Raw genomic sequence first — 20,297 nt, forward strand, 5'->3', positions numbered from 1 at the left:
TATGGAACACTATCTGAGTCTGTTGATTAAATCGATCTTCATCGAAAACCTGGCACTCTCCTTCTTCCTGGGGATGTGTACCTTCCTGGCGGTATCCAAGAAGGTCAAGACCTCCATGGGTCTGGGTATTGCCGTTATCGTGGTGCAAACCATCGCCGTACCGGTCAACAACCTGATCTACAACTATGTGCTGAAGGCCGGAGCTCTCTCCCCTGACCTGGATCTGAGCTTCCTGAGCTTCATCACCTTTATCGGGGTGATCGCAGCGCTGGTACAGATCCTGGAGATGGCGCTGGACAAGTACTTCCCGGCTCTCTACAACGCGCTGGGCATCTTCCTGCCGCTCATCACCGTGAACTGCGCCATCTTCGGTGGCGTTTCCTTCATGGTGCAGCGTGACTACAACTTCGTGGAGTCTGTGGTCTACGGCGTGGGCTCAGGGGCAGGCTGGATGCTGGCGATCGTTGCGCTGGCGGGTATCCGCGAGAAGATGAAGTACTCCGATGTTCCGGAAGGCCTGCGTGGTCTGGGCATCACCTTCATCACCGCCGGTCTGATGGCGCTGGGCTTCATGTCCTTCTCTGGTATCTCCCTGTAATCGGCTTTCCTGCAATCAGAAAGGAACGATAGATGGAAATTATTTTGGGTGTGGTCATGTTTACCGTGATCCTGCTGGCACTGGTGGCAGTCATTCTGTTCGCCAAGTCCAAGCTGGTGACCGCGGGCGACGTGACAATCAGCATCAATGGTGACCCGGCCAAGGCTGTGACCAGCCCGGCCGGTGGCAAGCTGCTCGGCGTACTCGCTGGCAACGGTATCTTCGTCTCTTCCGCCTGTGGCGGCGGTGGCTCCTGCGGCCAGTGCAAGGTACGGGTGAAATCCGGTGGCGGCGACATCCTGCCGACCGAACTGGATCACATCAGCAAGGGTGAAGCCCGTCACGGCGAGCGTCTGGCCTGCCAGGTCACCGTGCGTGGCGACATGGACATCGAACTGCCGGAAGAGATCTTCGGGGTGAAGAAGTGGGAATGTACTGTTATCTCCAACGATAACAAGGCCACCTTCATCAAGGAGCTCAAGCTGCAGATCCCCGATGGCGAGAGCGTACCGTTCCGCGCCGGTGGTTATATCCAGATCGAAGCGCCGGCTCACCACGTCTACTACAAGAACTTCGATATTCCCGAGGAGTATCGCGGTGACTGGGATCGCTTCAAGATTTTTGAGCTGGAGTCCAAGGTCGATGAGCCGATCATCCGTGCCTACTCCATGGCAAACTATCCGGAAGAGTTCGGCATCATCATGCTGAACGTGCGTATCGCGACCCCACCCCCGAGCAACTGGACTGCCCCTCCGGGACAGATGTCCTCCTACATCTTCAGCCTGAAGGCTGGCGACAAGGTGACTATCTCCGGTCCGTTCGGTGAGTTCTTCGCCAAGGATACCGATGCCGAAATGGTATTCATCGGTGGTGGTGCAGGTATGGCGCCGATGCGTTCCCATATCTTCGACCAGCTGCGTCGCCTGAAGTCCAAGCGCAAGATGAGCTTCTGGTACGGTGCCCGTTCCAAACGCGAGATGTTCTATGTCGAAGACTTCGACATGCTGGCGGCCGAGAACGAGAACTTCACCTGGAACGTAGCCCTGTCCGATCCGCAACCGGAAGACAACTGGGATGGCTACACCGGCTTCATCCACAACGTGCTCTACGAGAACTATCTCAAGAACCACGAAGCGCCGGAAGATTGCGAGTTCTACATGTGTGGACCTCCCGTGATGAACGCAGCCGTCATCAACATGCTCAAAGATCTGGGCGTTGAGGACGAAAACATCCTGCTGGATGACTTTGGTGGTTAATCCATGAACAGCGTTGTAAAGACCTGGCTAGCCTTCGGGCTAGCCTTTTTCTTGACAGGGTGCGGTCAGGAAAGCACGGTCCAGTCGAAACCGGAGATCCATATCACCGGCAGCACCATGGGCACTTACTACTCCATCAAGGTGGCGGACAACGTCATCAGCGATGCAGCCAAGTTTCAGGCCGAGGTCGATGTACTGCTGGAGCGAGTCAACGATCAGATGTCCACCTATCGCCCCGATTCCGAACTGTCGCGCTTCAATCAGCACCACAGTTCGACACCGGTAGTGGTATCGCGGGACACCGCTCGGGTCATTACAGAAGCCATTCATATTGGCCGTGAGAGCCAGGGGGCGCTGGACGTCACCGTCGGCCCCTTGGTCAATCTGTGGGGCTTCGGTCCGGACAAACGGCCGACCAAGATGCCATCAGAGGAGCTGATCACCCAGACCCGTCAGAAGACCGGCCTGGGCAACCTGCACGTCATCACTTCGGTCGATGCCGACACCCTGCAAAAGGACATCCCGGATCTTTACGTTGATCTCTCCGCCATTGCCAAGGGCTTTGGTGTGGACAAGGTGGCCGAGTATCTGGAGTCTCTGGGTGCGCGCAACTATCTGGTGGAGATCGGCGGCGAGCTGCGGATCAATGGCGTCAACGGCAAGGGACACCCCTGGCGCGTTGCCATCGAAAAGCCGACAGCCAATGCCGGTTCGGTGCAGGAGGTGATCGTTCCGGGTGACAACGGAGTGGCCACTTCGGGCGAATATCGCAACTACTATGAGATGGATGGCCAGCGCTTCTCCCACACCATAGATCCACGCACCGGCAAGCCAATCCAGCACCGCATGGTGTCGGTCACCGTGATCCACCCCTCCTGCATGACCGCAGACGGGCTGGCGACCGTATTCATGGTAATGGGACCGGAGAAGAGCCTGGCCTATGCCAAAGAGCGCGGCCTGGCGATCTTCGTGATCACCAAGACGGACAACGGCTTTGAAGAGGCCTACTCCGATGCGTTCAAACAGTATCTGGTCAGGAAATAGGGAGGATAGATGCAGGTTTTTCTGATCACCTTCGGGGTATTCATGCTGGTGATAGCCGCCATGGCTATCGGCTATATCTTCCAGAAAAAATCCATCTCCGGCTCCTGTGGCGGTCTGGGGAGCGTTGGCATCGAGAAAGAGTGCGACTGCCCCGAGCCCTGCGACAATCGCAAGAAGAAGATGGCCAAGGAAGAGGCCCGTCGCAAGATGCTGGAAGAGAACCGCATCATCTGATGACTCTGATTGTTCGATAAACAAAAGCGCGCCATCGGCGCGCTTTTTACTGGGCGTTATCTTGCGTTAACGGTCAGGCTGACGTTCGATATAGAGGATCACCTCGCCAAGATGGATACCGAACTTGCTGATCTCGGCACGATTAATCAGACGATCTTCGTCCAGCAGATACATCCAGTCATCGAAGCTCACCCGCACTACCTCGCCATCCGGCAGCGCCAGATCAAGCTGATAACGCCAGTTGAGGGCAAACCCTTGGCTTTTACCCATCGCCTCCCCCACCACATCGGAAGCAGTACCTCGCCAGTGACCGTCAACCCCCTTGCTCAGATACCAGGTACGGGTCTGCTGGCGGCCATCATCAAAGTAGAACTGCTCGAACAGCTCTCCCTTGCCATCCTTCCAACGACCCACCATCTCGACCCGAAAGCGACTGGTCACTTCGCCGCTGCGGTCGGTTACCAGGCCGTGAGCCACTAATTTACCGTTGAAGAAACGGGCGAGATCCCAGTTTGGCCCCTGCCCCCGATAGTCATCGAGACTGGCACCACAGCCGCTCAGCAGCAAAAAAGGGAGCAACAGCAACCAGCGGTATGCACGATAGAAAAACATTGGAAACTCCATGTTCAGGGTTGGCCACGCAGGCGGCGGGTCAGGGCAGGATCGCGGCTGTTGTCAGCCAGCCAGATGGCGAGAAAAGCGGCCGAGAATTGCGGATCGGCCAGAGTGCCGAGGGGCTTCTCCTGCCACCAGAAGTGGCCTGTCCCACCCTTGTCGACATAGAAGGTAAGCCGGTCACCCGCCTGGATATCGGGCCAGAGTGCGGCGAGCTGGCCTAGCCAGCGCTGACGGTCGGCGTCAGAGCCAAGACCGAGTCGCTGCCACTCGGCGGCGGTGGCGCTCAGCAGATCTTGCCGCTCGATGGATCTGGCATAGGTGAGGGTCAGTGCCTGTGGATAGTGACCGGGCTGATAGCGCCCGCTCGCACTGTAGAGGGTGGCATCGTAGAGCTTGAACCAGAGCCAGTTCATCTCCCCCTGCCCGACCGGGCGCAGCTGCTGCCAGGGTGCGGCAGAAGCCTGCACCGCGGTTGCAGCAAAGAGCGTAAACGCCAGCAGCAGCGGGTTAATTCCACCCCATATGCCAGTGGTTGGGGTCTTCCAGTTCATGCCAATCCATCTCCTGTTCCTGCAGGGTGTTGATATCCTGCATCACCACCTGCACCAGCTGCCCCTGCGCATCCCGCTGGCAGGCAACCACCAGATAGAAGCGATCAGTCAGCTCATGCTGGCTCTCTTTGGTCCATTTGGAAAAAAGCAACGAGTCGGTCGAAAAGGTGTTTGTCATGACTCACCCTCCAGCTTGACCATTACCCACAGGAGTACGGGTAACCACCACATCCAGATCACAGCCAGCTGCGCCGAACTGATCCAGATGCCCCAGGGTAAGTGTACTGCCCCCATGGCGGCCCCCGCCACATAGGAGGAGGCACCACCAAATACGCCAAACAGTGCCTGCTGCCAGCGAGGCAAGCGCAGCAGCCAGCGCATACCGTGGGCCAGCGTCAGGGCAAAACCGAGCCAGAGCAGCACCAGCCAGAGGGGAAAACCGGACGGGAAACGGAACAGGCCGAGCTGCCAGAGCAGGGCATCCAGCAGACAGCCAGCAACCGCGATGGGGAGCAGCCGCCAGTCACGCAGGCGGCTGGGTGAGAAAATAAAGTGCAGCAGCAACATTGCCAGCAGCGGGCCCGGCTGCTGCCACTTCACCGCCAGCAACCAGTAGAGGTTGAACCCCAGCAGGTGAGCCCACTGCCACATGGTCAGTGACCGCTTACTGGCACATCACCCGACCAGCCAGCGGGCCCCGGCTTGGCGGCCTCCAGCTGCACCAGACTGATGGTGCGCTCCCAGAATCCCCCCTCGCAATAGGCGAAGTAGAAGTGCCACAGCCGGATGAAATCCTGGCTGTAACCGAGCTTGGGCAGCTCGGGCGCCAACGCCAGAAAGCGATCGCACCAGTGAGCCAGGGTGCGGGCATAGTGATGGCCGTGATCGTGCAACCGCACCAGCTGCATGTCGGTCTCCCGCGCCAGCAACCCCGCCATCTGGGAGACACTCGGCAGGCAGCCACCGGGGAAGATGTAGCGCTGGATGAAATCAACGCCGCGCAGATACTGGGCATGGCGCTGATCGGCGATGGTGATGGCCTGGATGAGCAGGCGACCACCGGGTTTGAGCAGCCGCGACAGCTGGCGGAAATAGTCGGGCAGGAAGGCGTGGCCCACCGCCTCGATCATCTCGATGGAGACCAGCTTGTCATAGGTGCCCTCAAGCTTGCGGTAATCCTCCAGCAGCAAGGTGATGCGATCCCCCAGCCCCTCCCGCGCAATCCACTCCTTGGCATAGTCATGCTGGGCCCGGGAGATAGTCGTGGTGGTCACCCGGCAGCCATAGTGGCGGGCGGCATAGACGGCGAGGCCGCCCCAGCCGGTGCCGATCTCCAGCAGATGATCGTCAGGGCCCAGCTCCAACCGCTCGCAGATGGTACGCAACTTGGCCTGCTGCCCCTCTTCCAAAGTAGCCTCGGCGCTCGGATAGATGGCGCTCGAGTACTGCATATGGCTGTCGAGAAAACCCTGATAGAGGGTATTGCCGAGATCGTAGTGGGCGGCGATGTTGGAGCGCGAACCGGTCAGGGTATTGCGATTAAGCCAGTGGCGCACCTTGTTGAAGGGGAAACTGAGCCAGCCTAAGCGCCGCTCGAGGGAGTCGAGCAGAGTCAGGTTGCGAGCCAGCAGCCGTACCAACGCCACCGGATCCGGGCTGGTCCAGAGCCCCTCCACCCAGGTCTCCCCGGCGGCAATGCTGCCCCCCAGCAACAGGCGGCGATAGAAGGCGGGATCCTGCACCACCAGTTCGGCATGCAGATCGGTGCCCGCCACGCCAAAGCTGTGGCGCTTACCGCCATCCCGCAGCAGCAGCTGGCCATGTTCTAGGCGCCCCAGCAGATTGAGCAGCAGTTGCCTTGCCCCCTTGTCGATGAAAGAGGCAGAGAGGGTTGATTGAGCAAGTTCCATTAGCGGCTCTCCGGATGGGTAAATATCGGGGTTCGTTTGATAAAAAGACGCAGGGCCTGCCAGTAGATCCCGAGCAGCACCTTCATGGTCATCCATGGCCAGCGGGCCAGCAGGGCCACCAGCCCCTTGCGCGACAAGGGTTCGCGAGTGAGCGCCAGGGTGGCGTCAAACAACTTGGCTTCACCGGATACGGGATGACTCTCGATATGGATCAGCGTCTCCTGCGCGGGCGGCCTGATCCGCCAGTGATAACGCATCGCCAGCCCCATGAAAGGGGAGACGTGAAAATCCTTGTCATGGGGTGCCAGCGCCGCCAGATCCAGCAGGTAGTAGTGACGCTCGTTCCAGGGGGTGTTGGAGACCTCTGCCAGCAGATAGCGGGCGTCTCCCTGCCGGTAGCAGAAGTAGAAGTTGACCGGGCTGAAGTAGAACCCGAGACAGCGCACATTGCCGAGCAGCAGTACCCGCCCCTCGGGCTCGGCATCACCACCCAGCTCGCTCACCTTCTGCCACACCGCCTGCTTGAGGCTCCCCTCGCTGCCCTTGAGATAGTCATGGCGGTGAAACGAGAGCAGCCCCGAGCGCTCCACCCCGAACCAGCGCCCCTGATCGAGCTGCGGCAGCTCGTCGAGATCCAGTCCCAGCATAAAGAGGCTGTAGGAGAAGGCGTGGGGCCGCGGCGCGAAACGGCGGTGGCGCACCGAACCCTGCCAGATGGCGCTGGTAACACCAGCCAGTTCGTCGGCTCCCTCATGTTCGGTGGCCACGGTGGCGCCATTCATAGCTCGGCCCCGAAGCGCCTGGCGACATCCAGCGCGCTGCGCACCCCATCCTCGTGGAAGCCGTTGTACCAGTAGGCACCGCAGAAGTGGGTGTGCTGCTGGCCGCAGATCTCCGCACGCCGCTGCTGGGCGGCGATAGAGGCCTGATTGAACACCGGATGGTGGTAGACGAAGCGGCGCAGCACCTTGCTCTCATCCACCTTGCCCTTGGGGTTGAGGCTGACGCAGAAGGGCTCCGGCGAGTTCACCCCCTGCAGGATGTTCATGTTGTAGCTCACCAGCGGCCGTGTCTCATCGTTGCCATCGAGCTGATAGTTCCAGCTGGCCCATGCCTTGCGACGGGTGGGCAGGCAGCGAGCATCGGTATGGAGCCAGACATCGTTGGCCTGATAGGGCATGTCGCCGAGGATGGCCTGCTCCCGCTCGCCGGGATCCGCCAGCAGCGCCAGCGCCTGATCGCTGTGGCAGGCGAAGATCACCTCGTCAAACCGCTCCTCGCCGTAACTGCTCTGGATCACAACGCCATCCGCGTCCCGCCGTACGCTCTGCACCGGACAGGCGAGTCGGATCTGCGACTGCCAACCCGCGGTAAGGGGGCCGATATATTCCCGCGAGCCACCCGGGATCACGTACCACTGGGGGCGATTGGCCACATCCAGCAGGCCGTGGTTGGCAAAAAAGCGCAGGAAGAAGCCAAGGGGGAAGGCGCGCATATCGGCCAGGGTCGATGACCAGATCGCCGCCCCCATCGGCAAGATGTAGTGGCGGGCGAAGTAGTCGCTAAACTCCCCCGCCAGCAAAAAATCCCCCAGCGTCAGCTCGGGGCCAGCCCCCTGATGCTGACCATCCGCCAGCCAGGCCCGCGCCTCCCGGTTGAACCGCAAGATCTCGGCGACAAAGCCATAGAAGCGCGGACTCAGCAGATTGCTGCGCTGGGCAAACAGGGTGTCGAGATTGTGGCCGTTGTACTCCAGCCCCTCCGGGCTCTTTACCGAGAAGCTCATCTCGGCCGGTTGGCGCGCCATGCCAATCCGCGCCAGCAACTTCAAGAAGTTGGGGTAGGTACGATCGTTGAAGACGATAAAGCCGGTGTCGATGGCATAGCTGCGGCCAGCCTGATTCACATCGACGGTGGCGGTGTGACCGCCCAGGGTCGGCGCCGCTTCGAACAGGGTGATGTCATGGAGTTTGTGGAGCAGAAAACCGGCGGTGAGCCCCGAGATCCCTGAACCGACGATGGCGATCTTTTTCTTCATGAATGGCTTCCTTTCGATACGAGTGCGCGGCCAAGGCGCAGCCAGAGCCCCACCGGCAGCGCACCAAGCAGGCGCAGCAACCAGATGAAACGGCGGGGAAAGTGGATCTGGTGACGACCAGCGGTCAGCCCGTCCATGATGGCGCGGGAGGCCTCTTCCACCGTCACCAGACAGGGCATGGGAAAATCATTTTTGGCGGTGAGCGGCGTCTGGACAAAGCCGGGGCGGATCAGGGTCACCCCGATCCCTTTGCTGGCCAAATCGAGGCGCAAGGTATCCGCCAGATAGTCGAGGGCCGCCTTGGAGGCGCCATAGGCCTCGGCTCGTGGCAGCGGCAGCCAGCTCACCGACGAACTGACGATGGCCAGCCGTGACCCAGCCCCTAGCAACGGCAAGAAGGCGGCCAGCGCATGGCCGGTAGCGGTCAGATTGGTGTCGATGACATGGGCAAACAGCTCGCTGTCAAACCCCTCGCCGACATCCATGTACTCGCAGTTGCCTGCGTTGAGGATTAGCAGATCGAGGGATGGCAGCGTAGCGGCTATCCCGCTCATTGCGGCCAGATCCCGGGCATCGAACTGCAGCGGAGTGACGCCATCCAGCCCCAGCGCCTGCAGCCGTTCGCCATCGCGGCCACAACCCCACACCTGCCAGCCGGCGCGCCGGTAATCCAGCGCCAACTGGCGACCTATGCCGGAGGTCGCGCCTGTGATAAGCACCCGGCCGCTCATGCGCCAAGCCTCATCTTGATGGTGCGAACCACTGGCCCGAGCAACGGCAACTGCTCGTAGAGCATGGCGCCCAGGTCAAAATAGTCCCTGTGCTGGCACACCTTGCCCGCCTCGTCGAATTCGAGGCGGGTGGCCCCCTCCACCGTCACCGGCTCACCACCACGCAATCTGGGGTGAGAGAAGGTCATGGTCCAGCCGAGCCAGGCCTGTGGCCCTTGCTGCTGCTGACTGGTGATGACGAAACGGCAGTAGGCGAGACGCTGATAGAGGGCGGCAAAATAGTCGCCAAGGGCCGCCAGCCCCTCGATACGGTGAGCCGGATCGATAAAGACCACCTGTTCGGCATAGACCTCGGGCAAGCGATGCAACTGCTGTTTGTCCAGTTGCTGATAGAGGCCAATAAAGCGGGCCAGCGGCTCGTTCATCCTATTTCTCCAGAGAGCGAAACATCTCGATGGCTCTCACCCGGGCAACGGCGTGATCCACCATGGGTGCCGGATAATCCTGTCGCCCCTTGAGTCGCAGCCAGTCGTGGGGCTGATGCACATAAGCGGCAGGAATATCGGCCAGTTCAGTTACCCAAGTACGGATAAACTCCCCTTGTGGATCAAATCGTTGCCCCTGAGTGGTGGGGTTGAAGACCCGAAAGTAGGGGGCCGCATCGGCACCGGTGCCTGCAGCCCACTGCCAGCCGCCATTGTTGGCTGCCAGATCCCCGTCGATGAGTCGACTCATGAAGTAATCCTCCCCGAGCCGCCAGTGGATATGGAGATCCTTGGTGAGAAAGCTCGCCACTATCATTCGCAGCCGGTTGTGCATCCAGCCGGTGGCGTTGAGACAACGCATCGCCGCATCGACGATGGGGTAGCCGGTGCGCCCCTCGCACCAGGCGGCGAAGGCATCCGGATCCCAGCTCCACGGCAAGGCCACCGTCTCGGGCTTGAAGGGGCGATTCATCGAAAGAGTCTGGATCAGCACCAGCAGGTGGCGATAGAACTCGCGCCAGATAAGTTCGTTTAGCCAGACAAAGCCGGGCTGAGCCTTGGACTGGGGCCGATAGCCGAGCCGCTGCTGGAGCGCCGCCACACACTGGCGCGGGCTGATGATGCCCGCCGCCAGATAGGGGGAGAGCACAGAGGTGCCCGCGATGGCAGGAAAATCGCGGGTCTCGCCATAGTCGAGCACCGCCTGCTCCAGAAAAATGTTCAAACGACGCTGAGCTTCCGCCTCCCCCACTGGCCAGCGGGGATCCGCCGTCAGCTCGCCGAGCGCCTCATCAACCCACGCACGTTCGGCCAGCGGCTGCCACGGCAACGACTCGCCACGGGGCGCTGGGGCGCGATGAATGACAAACCCCTCTTCATCGAGGGCCTTGAGCCAGGCACGGCTGAAGGGGGTGAACACCTTGAACATCTCACCCGAGCCGGTCAGCACCCGCCCCGGCGGCAATACGCAACAGCCGTTGAACCAGTGACAGCTCACCGCCTGATCAGCCAGCGCGGCGCTGACGGCATGGTCGCGACGCTGCTCATCGATCTCGATAGCCTGATTGGCATAGAGCTGGGTCACACCCTGCTCGCGGCAGAGGTTTGCCAACGCAGCGGGCACCTCGGCAAAGGTCTCCACTCGCAGCAGATGGAGCGGGATGCCGAGCGCCGCCAGCTCGCGGCCCAACTCATCCACCTGCGCCAACATAAAGCGCTGACGGATGGGGGCCATTTTGTGCTGCCGCCACTGGGTAGGAGAGATGATAAAGAGCGCGGCGACCGGTCCATCACCGGCGCAGGCATGCCGCAGCGCCGGGTTGTCGGCAAGGCGCAGATCGTTGCGAAACCAGACCAGTTTCATGATTTTTTCCTCCCGCGTCCGCTGGCGCCAGCCGCAGCAGGTGCGTTCGCCATCAGCTCGGCAAGGCTCGCCTGCCAGCCGTGTGCTTTCAGCCACTCATCGTCGTAGAGACGACCCAGTTCGCCAAACAGGCGCGTGCCTGCGGGCCACTCGGCGGCCAGCTCCTGTTTGCCAAGCCCTGCCCCCAGCAATACCAGCCAGGGGGTAACGGCACGCCCCTCCAGCAAGCTGGCATGGCGCGGCTCGACCGCCCCCAGCAGTTGCACCTCATAACCCTGACCGATCAACTCGTAGGCGGCCCAGACCAGATCGAGGGGGCCGACTTGCCCCCAACTCGCCAGCGTGATCGGCACGCCCTTCTCCTGCTCGATCAGGTGGCGGGCGAAGCGGGTATGGAGCCAGCCCAGCCACACCTGTTGCAGCAACTCGCCATCGGGCCGCTCGCGCCACAGCCCCAGCAGCCGCTCCACCAGCGGTTGCAGTACCCGGCTGCGCACCAGCTCGAACGGGTAGCTCGCCAGCAGATCGTTGAGCTCAGCCTCCGCCTTGCGCTGGTTGAAGGCGAGCAACGCCTGACTGAACTGCTCCAGGGTCTGCTGCCAGTGATCGCTCACCGGATCGGAATGGGGTTCGCTCAGGAGCCCCTTCACCTGCCCGATACTCACTCCCCGCTCCAGCCAGCTCAGGATCTCGCCGATTTGGAGGATATCCTGCTCGCTGTAGAGGCGGTGGCCCTTTTCGGTGCGGGCCGGTTGCACCAGACCGTAGCGGCGCTGCCAGGCACGCAGGGTCACGGCGTTGACGCCGGTGAGACGGGAGACCTCGCGAATGGGGTAGATCCCCTCATCAGCGAGAGGAGCAACTTCTTGCGATAAATCAGACATGACAACGTCCATCAAACAGAGGGGTAAAGCACCCCGGCGCAAACCATGCGCCGGGGCAACAGAACGGATTCAGAGCCCGTAACGCAGCTTGAGCGTATCGGGGTGCGGATTGAGATAAACCTGCTCGGCGAGATAGGGATTGGGGTACTCGCGCAGGTAGTGACGGATCAGGGTGAGCGGCACCAGCAACGGGAAGATACCGGTGCGGTACTTGTCGATGGTATCGGCAAGCTCCTGCTTCTGGGCCGGGGTCAGCACCCGCTTGAAGTAGCCCTGCAGGTGCATCAGCACATTGGTGTGGCTGCGACGGTTGGCCCGCAGGGTCAGCGCCGTCATCAATCCCTTGATGTAGTTGTCGGCCACCTCCTGCAAATTGGTGGACTTGCCCAGATTGCCGAGCAGCTTGCCAAGCGCCCGGTAGTGGGTGGTGGCGTGGGAGAGCACCAGATACTTGTAGCGGGAGTGGAAGCGGATCAGCGCAGAGGCGGTGATGCCGCGGGCGCAGAGCTGCTGCCAGTCGTGGTAGGCAAAGACCCGCAGCACGAAGTTCTCGCGCAGGATGGGGTCGCACAGGCGGCCATCCTCTTCCACCGGCAGCAGGGGGTTGGCCTCCATCAATGCCTTGGCAAAGAGGCCGATCCCCTCCTTGGCGCTCCCCTCGTTGTTGGCGCCATAGACCTTGACCCGCTCCATACCGCAACTGGGTGATTTGGCACAGAGGATATAACCGGAGATGAAGTCAAGCTGGCGTGCCTTCTGCTCGCTGAAGGCGATCAGCTTTTCGGTGACATCGAAGCTACCGTTGCTCGCCTCGGCACGGATCTCGCCGTTGCGCTTGACCAGCCGGATGGCGGCACGGGGCGCCCCCAGACCGATAGCCATCTCGGGACAGACGGGGTGATAGTCAAAGTGAGCGCCAAGATCCCGTTCGCAGAAGCTGGAGCGCTTGTGGCCCCCATCGAAACGTACCTCTTGTCCCAGCAGGCAGGCACTGATACCGACTTTAATCTTGTACATGATGACGCCCCTTGTATAAGCATTGATTCAGTTATAGCAGTTATACAAAAAAATGAAAGTTGTATAACTATTTGCGACTGATACGACACAAGGAGAAAAAAGGGATCACCGGAAAAAGAAAAAACCCATGGCGAACGCCATGGGTAAAAGTCAAGACACTACGGACTACGGGAAGGGGGATTAGAAGCTGTACTTCACACCCAGGCTGGAGATGGAACCTTTTTGCAGATCCCAGTTGCGATAGGTGTAATCGGCAGTCAGCGCCCAGTTCTGGTTGAGCTTGTAGGCACCGCCCACCTTGAAGTCGTGCATATCGTCGGTCATGTTGGCGTAGCGATAAGCGGTAGAGAGCTCGATGTCGCCGATGTCGTAGCGCAAGCCCACTTCACCGTACATGCTGCCGCTATCCTTGCGAGCCACTTCGTCCCATCCCTTGTTGTTCTTGGCCAGCTCACGCTCAAGTTGATAGCCCATCAAACCGGTTTCGCCATAGAGATTGAGTCCTGTGCTCAGCGGGGTAAAGACACCGATACCCAGGCTGGAAATGGACATGCTGTCATTGCCGTCGTTGCGGGAGGTGAATTCGGTTCCGGCACGACCGTAGAAGTTGGAGCCAAAGCTCTTTGAGAGGTCCAGGCTCAGACCACCAAAATCACGGGTACCTTTGCTGGCAGCATCACGGGGAAATGCAGCGCTGTCTTGGCTAAGGTAATCAGACTTGGTGTGCGCCCAGGTCAAACCGCCCTTTGCGTAGCTGAACGCATCCTGTGCCAGAGCGGAAGTAGAGGCGAAACCGGCCAGAACCAGAAGAGATACAGTTGCTTTTTTCATGATGATAACTCCATGTGATTGGGCCCGTTGCTAGCGAGCTGGTATGGAGTCATTGTGCAGTCAGCATCCCGGCTTGCCGAGCGGCAAGCTATTGCAAAACCATGTCAGATGTAAGCAGATATTTCCCGAGATGTCAGGGGTAACAAATTGCCGGCCCAAGCGGTTTGCATGGGCCGGACAACACCAAATCAGCGGAAGACCACCTCATCAATTTCGACCCTGACCAAGGGCTGCCCGGTCAATCCGGCAGGACGGGGGATCTCGAGTGCCAGCGACGGACGGACTTGCCCCTTGCGCAGATAGGTCTCCGGCAAGCGATTCTCGGCGACCCAGAAACGGGCTTCCTGACGGCTCAGCTGCACTCCGTCAGCACTGAACAGAGTCACCATGCCGCGCACCCCGACCACATTGCGGCTGCCGGTATTGCTCACCATAAAGGTCAGCGCCAACGGATCAGACCCCTCGAGCTTGTCCAGCTTGACCACCACACCGTCGCGTGCCGCTTGTGACAGCAATTCGGGGTTGGCCTTGGCCTGCTCGGTCAGTACCGGTGCTGCAACCGCCACCACGGCCCCCGCTTTCCCATCAGCAGCCATACCCTGCACGGGTTCGGCCGGTTTGACCACCAGATACTCCCAGGTAAAGTCATCGTTGAGCTGAACCTGCCGACCATCGGGCAGCGTCACCTGAGAAAGAGGGGCAGCCTGCGCCAACACGGGGGAGAGGCACAGGGCAATCAGCAGACGGGAGAAGGGTTTCATAGGGCGAAGCTCGGCAACAGGTGAAAGGGCGACAGTATAAACAGTCCCGCCACCCCTTGCCTATGACGGCACTCACGTTCTGGCTCCGGCGTCGCTTGCCCACGGGCTAGATGGCAAGATCGTGCCGCTCTTTGTGCGCCATATCCAGAGTCACCAGATCGAACTCGGTCCTCTTGAGGGCAGAGAGAATATCCGATTGCATATCAAAGGCCTGAGCACGCTGATGCTCGGGCAGACGCACCCGGGCCAGGGTGGTAGAGCAGTCGCACAGGGTATGGAAAAAGACCTGCGCCTCATCCAGCCCCATGTCGGCCAGCATCTGTTCGGCCTGATCCACCATTCGTAGATAACGTTGCTTCAACTGCCGTGGATTGGTGAAGCGATTGCTGAGGCAACCGTTGCTCCCTTTGCCCCAACGACCGAGCTGACGCTTGTTGAAGCCATAGCGAAAATCACGGCTCATCACCCCGTTATCGGCAAAAAACCAGATGGTATTGGCAGGCAGTGAGCCGAACTGGGCAAGATAGTCATCACGCTCCTCCACCGCGGCCGGGACCAACAACGGCAGATGAGCCCATTCCGGACGAGCCTGCACATACTCACCAATGCGACGGACCGGATCGATCAACCCTTCCATATTCGGCAGGCGATCGCAAAAGATGATCTCGTCGCTCTTGATGATCCAGTGGTCGATGCCGTAACGCTGGCAATAACGCCGGGCCCGAGCCACCTCACTGCGGCTGCGGGTCGGATTATCGAGGGTGATGGCGCGGATCTTGATCCCGCTGGCACGGCACAAATCGATGCTGTAACAGGATTCCAACCGCCCCGAAAAAGAGACTATCAGCTCGTCAAAATTTGCCAGTCGCTCAATCAGCTGCAGCTCCCTGGCTTGAAAAGAGTGATCATATCCCTGATTCAAGACAACAACATTGGCATCCATTAAACAGCTCCGGATGATAAACAGGTGGCTTATTGTGCGGGAAACAAGCTGAATAGGCCCTTACAGAGTCAGGTTAAAATTAAAACTTGATGATTATTTCCCGTGATTCATCCTTAAAATCAACATCTTGAGCGTCATACACTCGCAATCTGGCCTGATGTACCCGATGGGCTCGCAAAAAGCCCTGCGCCTGATCCAGCGAGGTGAAGGTCAGGTGCTCCCCCTCGCTGTCGGTCAGACAGAGGTACTCCCCTTCCGCCTCGATACAGAGCTGATAACCACTGCCATCCTTGCAGGCGATGATCAGGGTTGCCTCGGGATAGTGACTGAGCCAATTGCGAAACCGGCCATGCTCCATAGTACTCCTGGAGGGGCATCACCCCTTGTCGGTGACAGGCAAACTACCCAGCTCACCCAGTTGCTGACGGCAACTCGCCACGTCGGTAAAGACGATCCCCCTGATGCCGAGGGCCTCGGCGGCCGCAATATTGGCGGGACTGTCATCAATAAAGATGCACTCTGCCGGTTTCAGATCAAACGACACCAGCAGATAACGGTAGATATCCGGCTCCGGCTTCATCATCCGCACCCGCGCCGAGACCACCTTGCCGCTGAAAAAGCGCCAGAAATCCTGATGCTGCTCCAGCCAGTCGATGCTGGCGTGCCCCATGTTGGAGAGGGCATAGAGCGAATGGCCCGCTCCGTGCAGCTCGGCTATCAGGGTTAGCATAGCGGGATCTGGCAGCAGGGAAGCGGGAACTGCCTGTAAAATGGCCAGATTCTCCGCCGTCGAGAGGCCAGTGCGCGCTTGCGCTTCCCGGGCCATGTTGTGGAGCGACATGGTGCCTCTGTCTACCTCCAGCCAATCCGGGTGGTTAAAGAGCTGCTCGGCCAACTGTTCGGCCCCTTGCGGACCACGCACCGAACGCACTATACCTACCGGATCCCAGCTCACCACCACCCGTCCCAGATCGAAAATAATCGCCATCGTCTTTACCTCCCCCACTGGGTGTCAGTCATCAAAACAGAGTCAATAGAAGATCGCTCATACGCCATTTTCTTAACCGGATACCCTGCCCCCATCCCCGCCCGCGGGCAAGTTTTACTTGCATCAGACCGGCAAATCCCTTAATGGTTATGACGTTACTTCAAGGACACACCTATGCACGCACCATTCTTCTTTGCTTTCTCGTTTATCCGGCCCGCTTGAGGGAAGGCCTGTCGTCGTGTGAACAGAAAGCAAAGACGAATCGAGCCTCCCCTAGCGGAGGCTTTTTTTTGCATTAATATCAATCGATTACTTGGATAGGGAACAATCATGGCAACGCTCGACGAGATCAGACAAGACATCACCCGGTTGGATCAGGAGCTGCTTGCCCTGCTGGCGAAACGCAAGGCCCTCAGCATCGAGGTCGCCCGTGCCAAGCAAGCCAACCCGCGCCCCATTCGTGACCACCAGCGGGAGCAGGAGCTGCTGGTTGCCCTGATCCAGAAAGGGCGCGTGCTGGGGTTGGATGCCCAGTACATCACTCGCATCTATCACACCATCATCGAAGACTCTGTGCTCTCCCAGCAGGCCTATCTGCAGAGCCTGCTCAACCCGGAGCAGCAGGAGCCGATGACCAGCGTCGCCTATCTTGGGCCGCGCGGTTCCTATTCCAGCCTGGCCGCACGCAAATATCTGGCGCGCTACAAGGATCAGGTGATCGAAGTAAACTGCCAGAACTTCCGTGAAGTACTGGATGCGGTGGAGTCGGGTCGCGCCGCCTTCGGCGTGCTGCCCATCGAAAACACCAGCTCGGGCTCCATCAACGAAGTCTATGACGTGATGCAGCATACCAGCCTATCCATCGTCGGCGAGCTCACCTACCCCATCGAGCACTGCATCCTCACCGCCGTACCGACCGAGCTGAGTCGCATCAAAACCTTCTATGCCCACCCGCAGGTGTTCCAGCAGTGCTCCCACTATCTGAGCAAATTGGAAGGGGCGCGCCACGAGATCTGCGACTCCTCCTCCAGCGCCATGATGAAGGTGAAAGAACTGGCCAGCCCGGAGGCCGCCGCCATCGGCAGCGCCGCCGGTGGCGAACTGTATGGTCTGGACGTGCTGGCCGAGCAGCTCGCCAACCAGAAAGAGAACTACAGCCGCTTTATCGTGGTGGCGCGCAAACCCATCGACGTGGCGCCGCAGATCCCGGCCAAGACCACCCTCATCATGTCCACCTCCCAGAAGCCGGGCTCGCTGGTGGAGGCGCTGCTGGTACTGCGCAGCCACGAGATCAACATGACCAAGCTCGAATCCCGTCCGGTGCAGGGCAACCCGTGGGAAGAGATGTTCTATCTCGATGTCTCCGCCAACCTGCAGACCCCGGCGATGCAGGCTGCACTGGTGGAGCTGACCAAGATCACCCGCTATATCAAGGTGCTTGGCTGCTACCCGAGCGAGGATGTGAAACCCACCGCAGTGCCGCCGGTGCTGATGGGAAGCTAACCAGCCCACAACGACAAAAGGCGAGCACCCTGCTCGCCTTTTGTTTTGATGCCTGTGTTGATGCCTGTTTTCAGGTCAGACAATCAACTCAGAACTGACCAGCCATCAACTGATTGATGTTGTAGAGGGCACGGGTATCGAGCTCCATCTCGGTGGCATAGGTGTTGCCGCGCGGATAGGAGGCAACCACCCGGGCACCACGCACCACACCAGCGACCGACACATCCAGCGAGTTGGAGGTCTGGGTCAAGTCGCGGTAGCTGCTCTGACCGCGCACCTGCTGACCATTGAGCTGCTCGGCCAGCTCGCGATAGGCATCCATCTTGGAGGCGCGAATGGCTTGCAGCATCTTCTCCGGCTGGGAGGGGCCGGGCTGGATGTCGATCACCGCATAACCCACCGCCTTGAGCACCGGAAAATCATCGGGCTTGCCACCCTGGGTGTAATCCACCACCCGGTTACCGCTGCAACCGGTGAGCAAGAGAGCCAACAGGCAACCAAACAGGATCTTCATGACTCGCTCCTCACGGGGTCAGGTTGACTAGATGACCGCCCGGCCTAGCCTGACTGTCACGCATCAGATAACCGCGATTGATCGATGCCCGACCAAACGAGTTGTTGGCACCGAACAGATATTTTTGCGGGATCAGGCTCTGGGCTGTGGTCTCCACCATCTTGGTGCGCATGTCGATAACGCGGGCGTTGACCAGGATCCCCTTGCTATTGCGGCTGAAGGTGCCGACCAGAATGCGGGAGATCGGCAAACGGGAAGAGAGCTCCTTATAGTTGCGGCTCAGCACGAAGTCCCCCTGCGGCGTCACCTTGATGCTACCGGTCAGCTTGAAGTCCACCACCACCTCGCCGCGGCGGTTGAGCTCGTAGATAAAGCTCTCCTCAATCTGCTGCCCCATCCAGTTGGTATCCTGCAGGGTATCGAGATCGACGAAAGAGGCCACCGCGATGGGCTCGGTCAGGGTGGTCAGTGATTTGCGCTCCATCAACTGATCGGTCATGCGCGCCACCAGCCAGTTGAGCTCCATCCCCTGCGCCGCCTGGCGGGGGTCACCCTGATCTCGATTGATAGGGTCGGAGCCGCATCCGGTCAATGCCAGGGCGAGCGCCAACGCCGTGATGAGTTTGTTCATGGATACCTTTCCTGTATCTGCACCTGATTTGTTATCGGACGCGCCGGACAAAGCTTGAGCCGGGAATGAGGCATGATTCTTGCTTTTTTAATGGACATCGTCAGCGCCAACGTGCGCTGCCACTTGGAACGTGTTGTGATCCATGTCGGCCAGCAGGCGCCATTTCCTCAAAATGGCGCGGCTGCCCGCCAACTCAAGGTATCTGCTATGAAATTACCGCTGCTGTTGACCCTGCTGCTGGCCAGCCTGAGCGCCCGAGCCGAGCTTATCGAAGCGCAGGGCAGCGCCGCCATTCTGGGGGGCGATGAGGTCTATGCCCGCGAGCAGGCGACCCGCGACGCCCTGCGTCAGGCGCTGCTGGCAAGCGGCGCGGCCGTTTCCAGCGTCCAGCGTCTGGAAAATGGCAGCCTGCGATCCGAGCAGATCCAGATCCGCTCCGGCGGCGACATTCGCCAATACCGGCTCAAGCGGGAAGAGGTGCGCAACGGCCGCATGTACATCACGCTAGTGGCCGACATTCAGGCCGAACGCCAGATCTGCCAGACCCAGCACTTCGCCAAGGATTTGACACTGGTCAGGCTGCGAATGCGCTATCCGGACCAAGCCAGCTACGGCGCCATGGACGACATGCCGGAAAACCTCTCGCGACGACTGTTCGAGACCCTCGCCAATGCGCCGCAAGGGGTCGCGGTGCGCCAGTGGCTGGATGAAAACCTGCGCATCGATCCGCTCCATCTGCAACAGGGAGATCGCAGCGCCCTCGAGGAGATCAAGGCGCTCAGCCTGCGTACCGACAGCCAGTATCTGGTGCTCGGCAGCATCGACGATCTCTCCATAGAGCCGCAGGGCAACCAGCTGACCAGCTGGTATGAGGATCCGGTGCGCAACTTTCGCATGCAGCTCTACCTGTTCGACGGTATTAACGGCAGTCTGATCAACCGCAAGGTCTACGAAGGACGTGCCACCTGGACCTTTGGCAAGCGGGAACAGGTGGGCAGCAGCAGCGGCCAGTTCTGGCAATCGAGCTATGGCCAGGAGGTCAACTACCAGTTGCAGCAGGCGGCTCAAGATCTGGTAGCCCAGCTCACCTGCGCCCCGGTCACCGCCCGGGTGGTAGGCCAGAACGAACGTGGCCCCTACATCAATCTGGGGCGGCGCAACGGCGTCAAACTTGGCGACCAGTTCCGCATCCAGCACAACGCCGACTTCATCGACCCCTACGGCAAGTCGCGCATGATGCGCAATCCGGCCGACGGTCTGTTCGAGGTGGTGCAGGTATTCGACGATGGCGCCATCATCAGCAGCCAGAACAAATATACGCCGTTTAACATCCAGAATGGGGATTTGGCTGTATTGGAATAGGTGCCAGAGAGTTACCGGCGCTTACGGCATCTCCC

25 protein-coding genes and 1 other annotated feature are annotated in these 20,297 nt (G+C 59.9%); of the genes, 6 read left to right on the forward strand and 19 right to left on the reverse strand.

Annotation, left to right across the window (positions count from 1 at the left end; translation table 11 throughout):
• The first annotated feature begins 1 nt into the window (after nucleotide 1).
• From nqrE to nqrM, 4 genes are read left to right on the forward strand one after another with little or no spacing between them, the layout of a single operon-like run.
• Entirely contained in the window at nucleotides 2-598 is a 597-nt protein-coding gene (gene nqrE / locus I6L44_RS11740) for an NADH:ubiquinone reductase (Na(+)-transporting) subunit E (RefSeq protein WP_216951906.1), read from the forward strand.
• A gap of 32 nt (nucleotides 599-630) precedes the next feature.
• Nucleotides 631-1,854, forward strand: a complete 1,224-nt coding sequence (gene nqrF, locus I6L44_RS11745; protein WP_216951907.1) for an NADH:ubiquinone reductase (Na(+)-transporting) subunit F — start codon at nucleotides 631-633, stop codon at nucleotides 1,852-1,854.
• A gap of 3 nt (nucleotides 1,855-1,857) precedes the next feature.
• Nucleotides 1,858-2,898, forward strand: coding sequence for an FAD:protein FMN transferase (locus I6L44_RS11750; RefSeq protein WP_216951908.1), 1,041 nt, complete (start codon nucleotides 1,858-1,860; stop codon nucleotides 2,896-2,898).
• 9 nt (nucleotides 2,899-2,907) lie between these two features.
• Nucleotides 2,908-3,132 (forward strand): (Na+)-NQR maturation NqrM, encoded by a 225-nt coding sequence (gene nqrM, locus I6L44_RS11755; protein ID WP_216951909.1) that lies wholly within the window; start codon nucleotides 2,908-2,910, stop codon nucleotides 3,130-3,132.
• 66 nt (nucleotides 3,133-3,198) lie between these two features.
• Here the strand turns inward: nqrM and I6L44_RS11760 are convergent, their stop codons facing one another.
• From I6L44_RS11760 to I6L44_RS11840, 17 genes are all read right to left on the reverse strand, one after another.
• The gene (locus I6L44_RS11760) at nucleotides 3,199-3,744 is read right to left on the reverse strand and encodes a DUF3833 domain-containing protein (protein ID WP_216951910.1); all 546 of its coding nucleotides are present in this window, start codon (nucleotides 3,742-3,744) and stop codon (nucleotides 3,199-3,201) included.
• 14 nt (nucleotides 3,745-3,758) lie between these two features.
• Complete coding sequence (locus tag I6L44_RS11765; RefSeq protein WP_216951911.1) at nucleotides 3,759-4,301, reverse strand: chalcone isomerase family protein; 543 nt, start codon at nucleotides 4,299-4,301, stop codon at nucleotides 3,759-3,761.
• Entirely contained in the window at nucleotides 4,258-4,479 is a 222-nt protein-coding gene (locus tag I6L44_RS11770) for a TIGR02450 family Trp-rich protein (protein WP_005338671.1), read from the reverse strand. Before I6L44_RS11770 ends, I6L44_RS11765 begins: the two co-directional genes overlap by 44 nt.
• A complete protein-coding gene (locus I6L44_RS11775; protein WP_064338593.1) occupies nucleotides 4,476-4,952 on the reverse strand; it encodes a DUF2878 domain-containing protein in 477 nt (158 codons plus the stop codon). The genes I6L44_RS11770 and I6L44_RS11775 overlap by 4 nt, the downstream gene beginning before the upstream one ends.
• A gap of 2 nt (nucleotides 4,953-4,954) precedes the next feature.
• Nucleotides 4,955-6,211: a cyclopropane-fatty-acyl-phospholipid synthase family protein gene (locus I6L44_RS11780; RefSeq protein WP_216951912.1), complete on the reverse strand. Its 1,257-nt coding sequence runs from the start codon at nucleotides 6,209-6,211 to the stop codon at nucleotides 4,955-4,957.
• Nucleotides 6,211-6,993, reverse strand: a complete 783-nt coding sequence (locus I6L44_RS11785; protein WP_216951913.1) for a DUF1365 domain-containing protein — start codon at nucleotides 6,991-6,993, stop codon at nucleotides 6,211-6,213. Before I6L44_RS11785 ends, I6L44_RS11780 begins: the two co-directional genes overlap by 1 nt.
• Complete coding sequence (locus tag I6L44_RS11790; protein ID WP_216951914.1) at nucleotides 6,990-8,249, reverse strand: NAD(P)/FAD-dependent oxidoreductase; 1,260 nt, start codon at nucleotides 8,247-8,249, stop codon at nucleotides 6,990-6,992. Before I6L44_RS11790 ends, I6L44_RS11785 begins: the two co-directional genes overlap by 4 nt.
• Nucleotides 8,246-8,980 (reverse strand): SDR family NAD(P)-dependent oxidoreductase, encoded by a 735-nt coding sequence (locus tag I6L44_RS11795; protein WP_216951915.1) that lies wholly within the window; start codon nucleotides 8,978-8,980, stop codon nucleotides 8,246-8,248. The genes I6L44_RS11790 and I6L44_RS11795 overlap by 4 nt, the downstream gene beginning before the upstream one ends.
• Complete coding sequence (locus I6L44_RS11800; RefSeq protein ID WP_139410959.1) at nucleotides 8,977-9,405, reverse strand: nuclear transport factor 2 family protein; 429 nt, start codon at nucleotides 9,403-9,405, stop codon at nucleotides 8,977-8,979. Before I6L44_RS11800 ends, I6L44_RS11795 begins: the two co-directional genes overlap by 4 nt.
• A 1-nt stretch (nucleotide 9,406) precedes the next feature.
• Nucleotides 9,407-10,828 (reverse strand): deoxyribodipyrimidine photo-lyase, encoded by a 1,422-nt coding sequence (gene phrB / locus I6L44_RS11805; protein ID WP_216951916.1) that lies wholly within the window; start codon nucleotides 10,826-10,828, stop codon nucleotides 9,407-9,409.
• Entirely contained in the window at nucleotides 10,825-11,712 is an 888-nt protein-coding gene (locus tag I6L44_RS11810) for a MerR family transcriptional regulator (RefSeq protein WP_216951917.1), read from the reverse strand. Before I6L44_RS11810 ends, phrB begins: the two co-directional genes overlap by 4 nt.
• A gap of 69 nt (nucleotides 11,713-11,781) precedes the next feature.
• Nucleotides 11,782-12,729, reverse strand: coding sequence for a DUF523 and DUF1722 domain-containing protein (locus I6L44_RS11815; RefSeq protein ID WP_005343644.1), 948 nt, complete (start codon nucleotides 12,727-12,729; stop codon nucleotides 11,782-11,784).
• Between the two features lie 180 nt (nucleotides 12,730-12,909).
• A complete protein-coding gene (locus I6L44_RS11820; protein WP_216951918.1) occupies nucleotides 12,910-13,560 on the reverse strand; it encodes an outer membrane beta-barrel protein in 651 nt (216 codons plus the stop codon).
• Nucleotides 13,561-13,748: 188 nt separating this feature from the next.
• On the reverse strand, nucleotides 13,749-14,321 hold the full coding sequence (locus I6L44_RS11825) for a DUF3157 family protein (protein WP_216951919.1): 573 nt from the start codon (nucleotides 14,319-14,321) through the stop codon (nucleotides 13,749-13,751).
• Between the two features lie 106 nt (nucleotides 14,322-14,427).
• Nucleotides 14,428-15,264: a hypothetical protein gene (locus tag I6L44_RS11830; protein ID WP_216951920.1), complete on the reverse strand. Its 837-nt coding sequence runs from the start codon at nucleotides 15,262-15,264 to the stop codon at nucleotides 14,428-14,430.
• A gap of 79 nt (nucleotides 15,265-15,343) precedes the next feature.
• Complete coding sequence (locus I6L44_RS11835) at nucleotides 15,344-15,622, reverse strand: DUF6482 family protein (protein ID WP_216951921.1); 279 nt, start codon at nucleotides 15,620-15,622, stop codon at nucleotides 15,344-15,346.
• An 18-nt stretch (nucleotides 15,623-15,640) separates the two neighbouring features.
• A complete protein-coding gene (locus I6L44_RS11840) occupies nucleotides 15,641-16,252 on the reverse strand; it encodes an HAD family phosphatase (protein WP_216951922.1) in 612 nt (203 codons plus the stop codon).
• Between the two features lie 170 nt (nucleotides 16,253-16,422).
• Nucleotides 16,423-16,544, forward strand: a sequence feature (Phe leader region).
• 38 nt (nucleotides 16,545-16,582) lie between these two features.
• Between I6L44_RS11840 and pheA the strand changes: the two genes are divergently transcribed.
• Nucleotides 16,583-17,755 carry a prephenate dehydratase gene (gene pheA, locus I6L44_RS11845; RefSeq protein WP_101323838.1) on the forward strand — a complete coding sequence of 391 codons (1,173 nt, stop codon included), beginning with the start codon at nucleotides 16,583-16,585 and terminating at the stop codon, nucleotides 17,753-17,755.
• A gap of 88 nt (nucleotides 17,756-17,843) precedes the next feature.
• On the opposite strand, the gene I6L44_RS11850 is transcribed toward pheA, so the two are convergent.
• Both I6L44_RS11850 and I6L44_RS11855 read right to left on the reverse strand, forming a co-directional pair.
• Nucleotides 17,844-18,269: an LPP20 family lipoprotein gene (locus tag I6L44_RS11850; RefSeq protein WP_064338605.1), complete on the reverse strand. Its 426-nt coding sequence runs from the start codon at nucleotides 18,267-18,269 to the stop codon at nucleotides 17,844-17,846.
• Between the two features lie 10 nt (nucleotides 18,270-18,279).
• Nucleotides 18,280-18,900 carry a FlgO family outer membrane protein gene (locus I6L44_RS11855; RefSeq protein ID WP_005338718.1) on the reverse strand — a complete coding sequence of 207 codons (621 nt, stop codon included), beginning with the start codon at nucleotides 18,898-18,900 and terminating at the stop codon, nucleotides 18,280-18,282.
• Nucleotides 18,901-19,107: 207 nt separating this feature from the next.
• Here I6L44_RS11855 and I6L44_RS11860 point away from each other — a divergent pair, with 207 nt between their 5' ends.
• Nucleotides 19,108-20,262: a flagellar assembly protein FlgT gene (locus I6L44_RS11860; protein ID WP_216951923.1), complete on the forward strand. Its 1,155-nt coding sequence runs from the start codon at nucleotides 19,108-19,110 to the stop codon at nucleotides 20,260-20,262.
• The last annotated feature ends 35 nt before the right edge of the window (nucleotides 20,263-20,297 follow it).

The organism is Aeromonas sp. FDAARGOS 1414 (assembly GCF_019047065.1).
In the GTDB taxonomy this organism is placed as follows: Bacteria; Pseudomonadota; Gammaproteobacteria; order Enterobacterales; family Aeromonadaceae; genus Aeromonas; species Aeromonas veronii_A.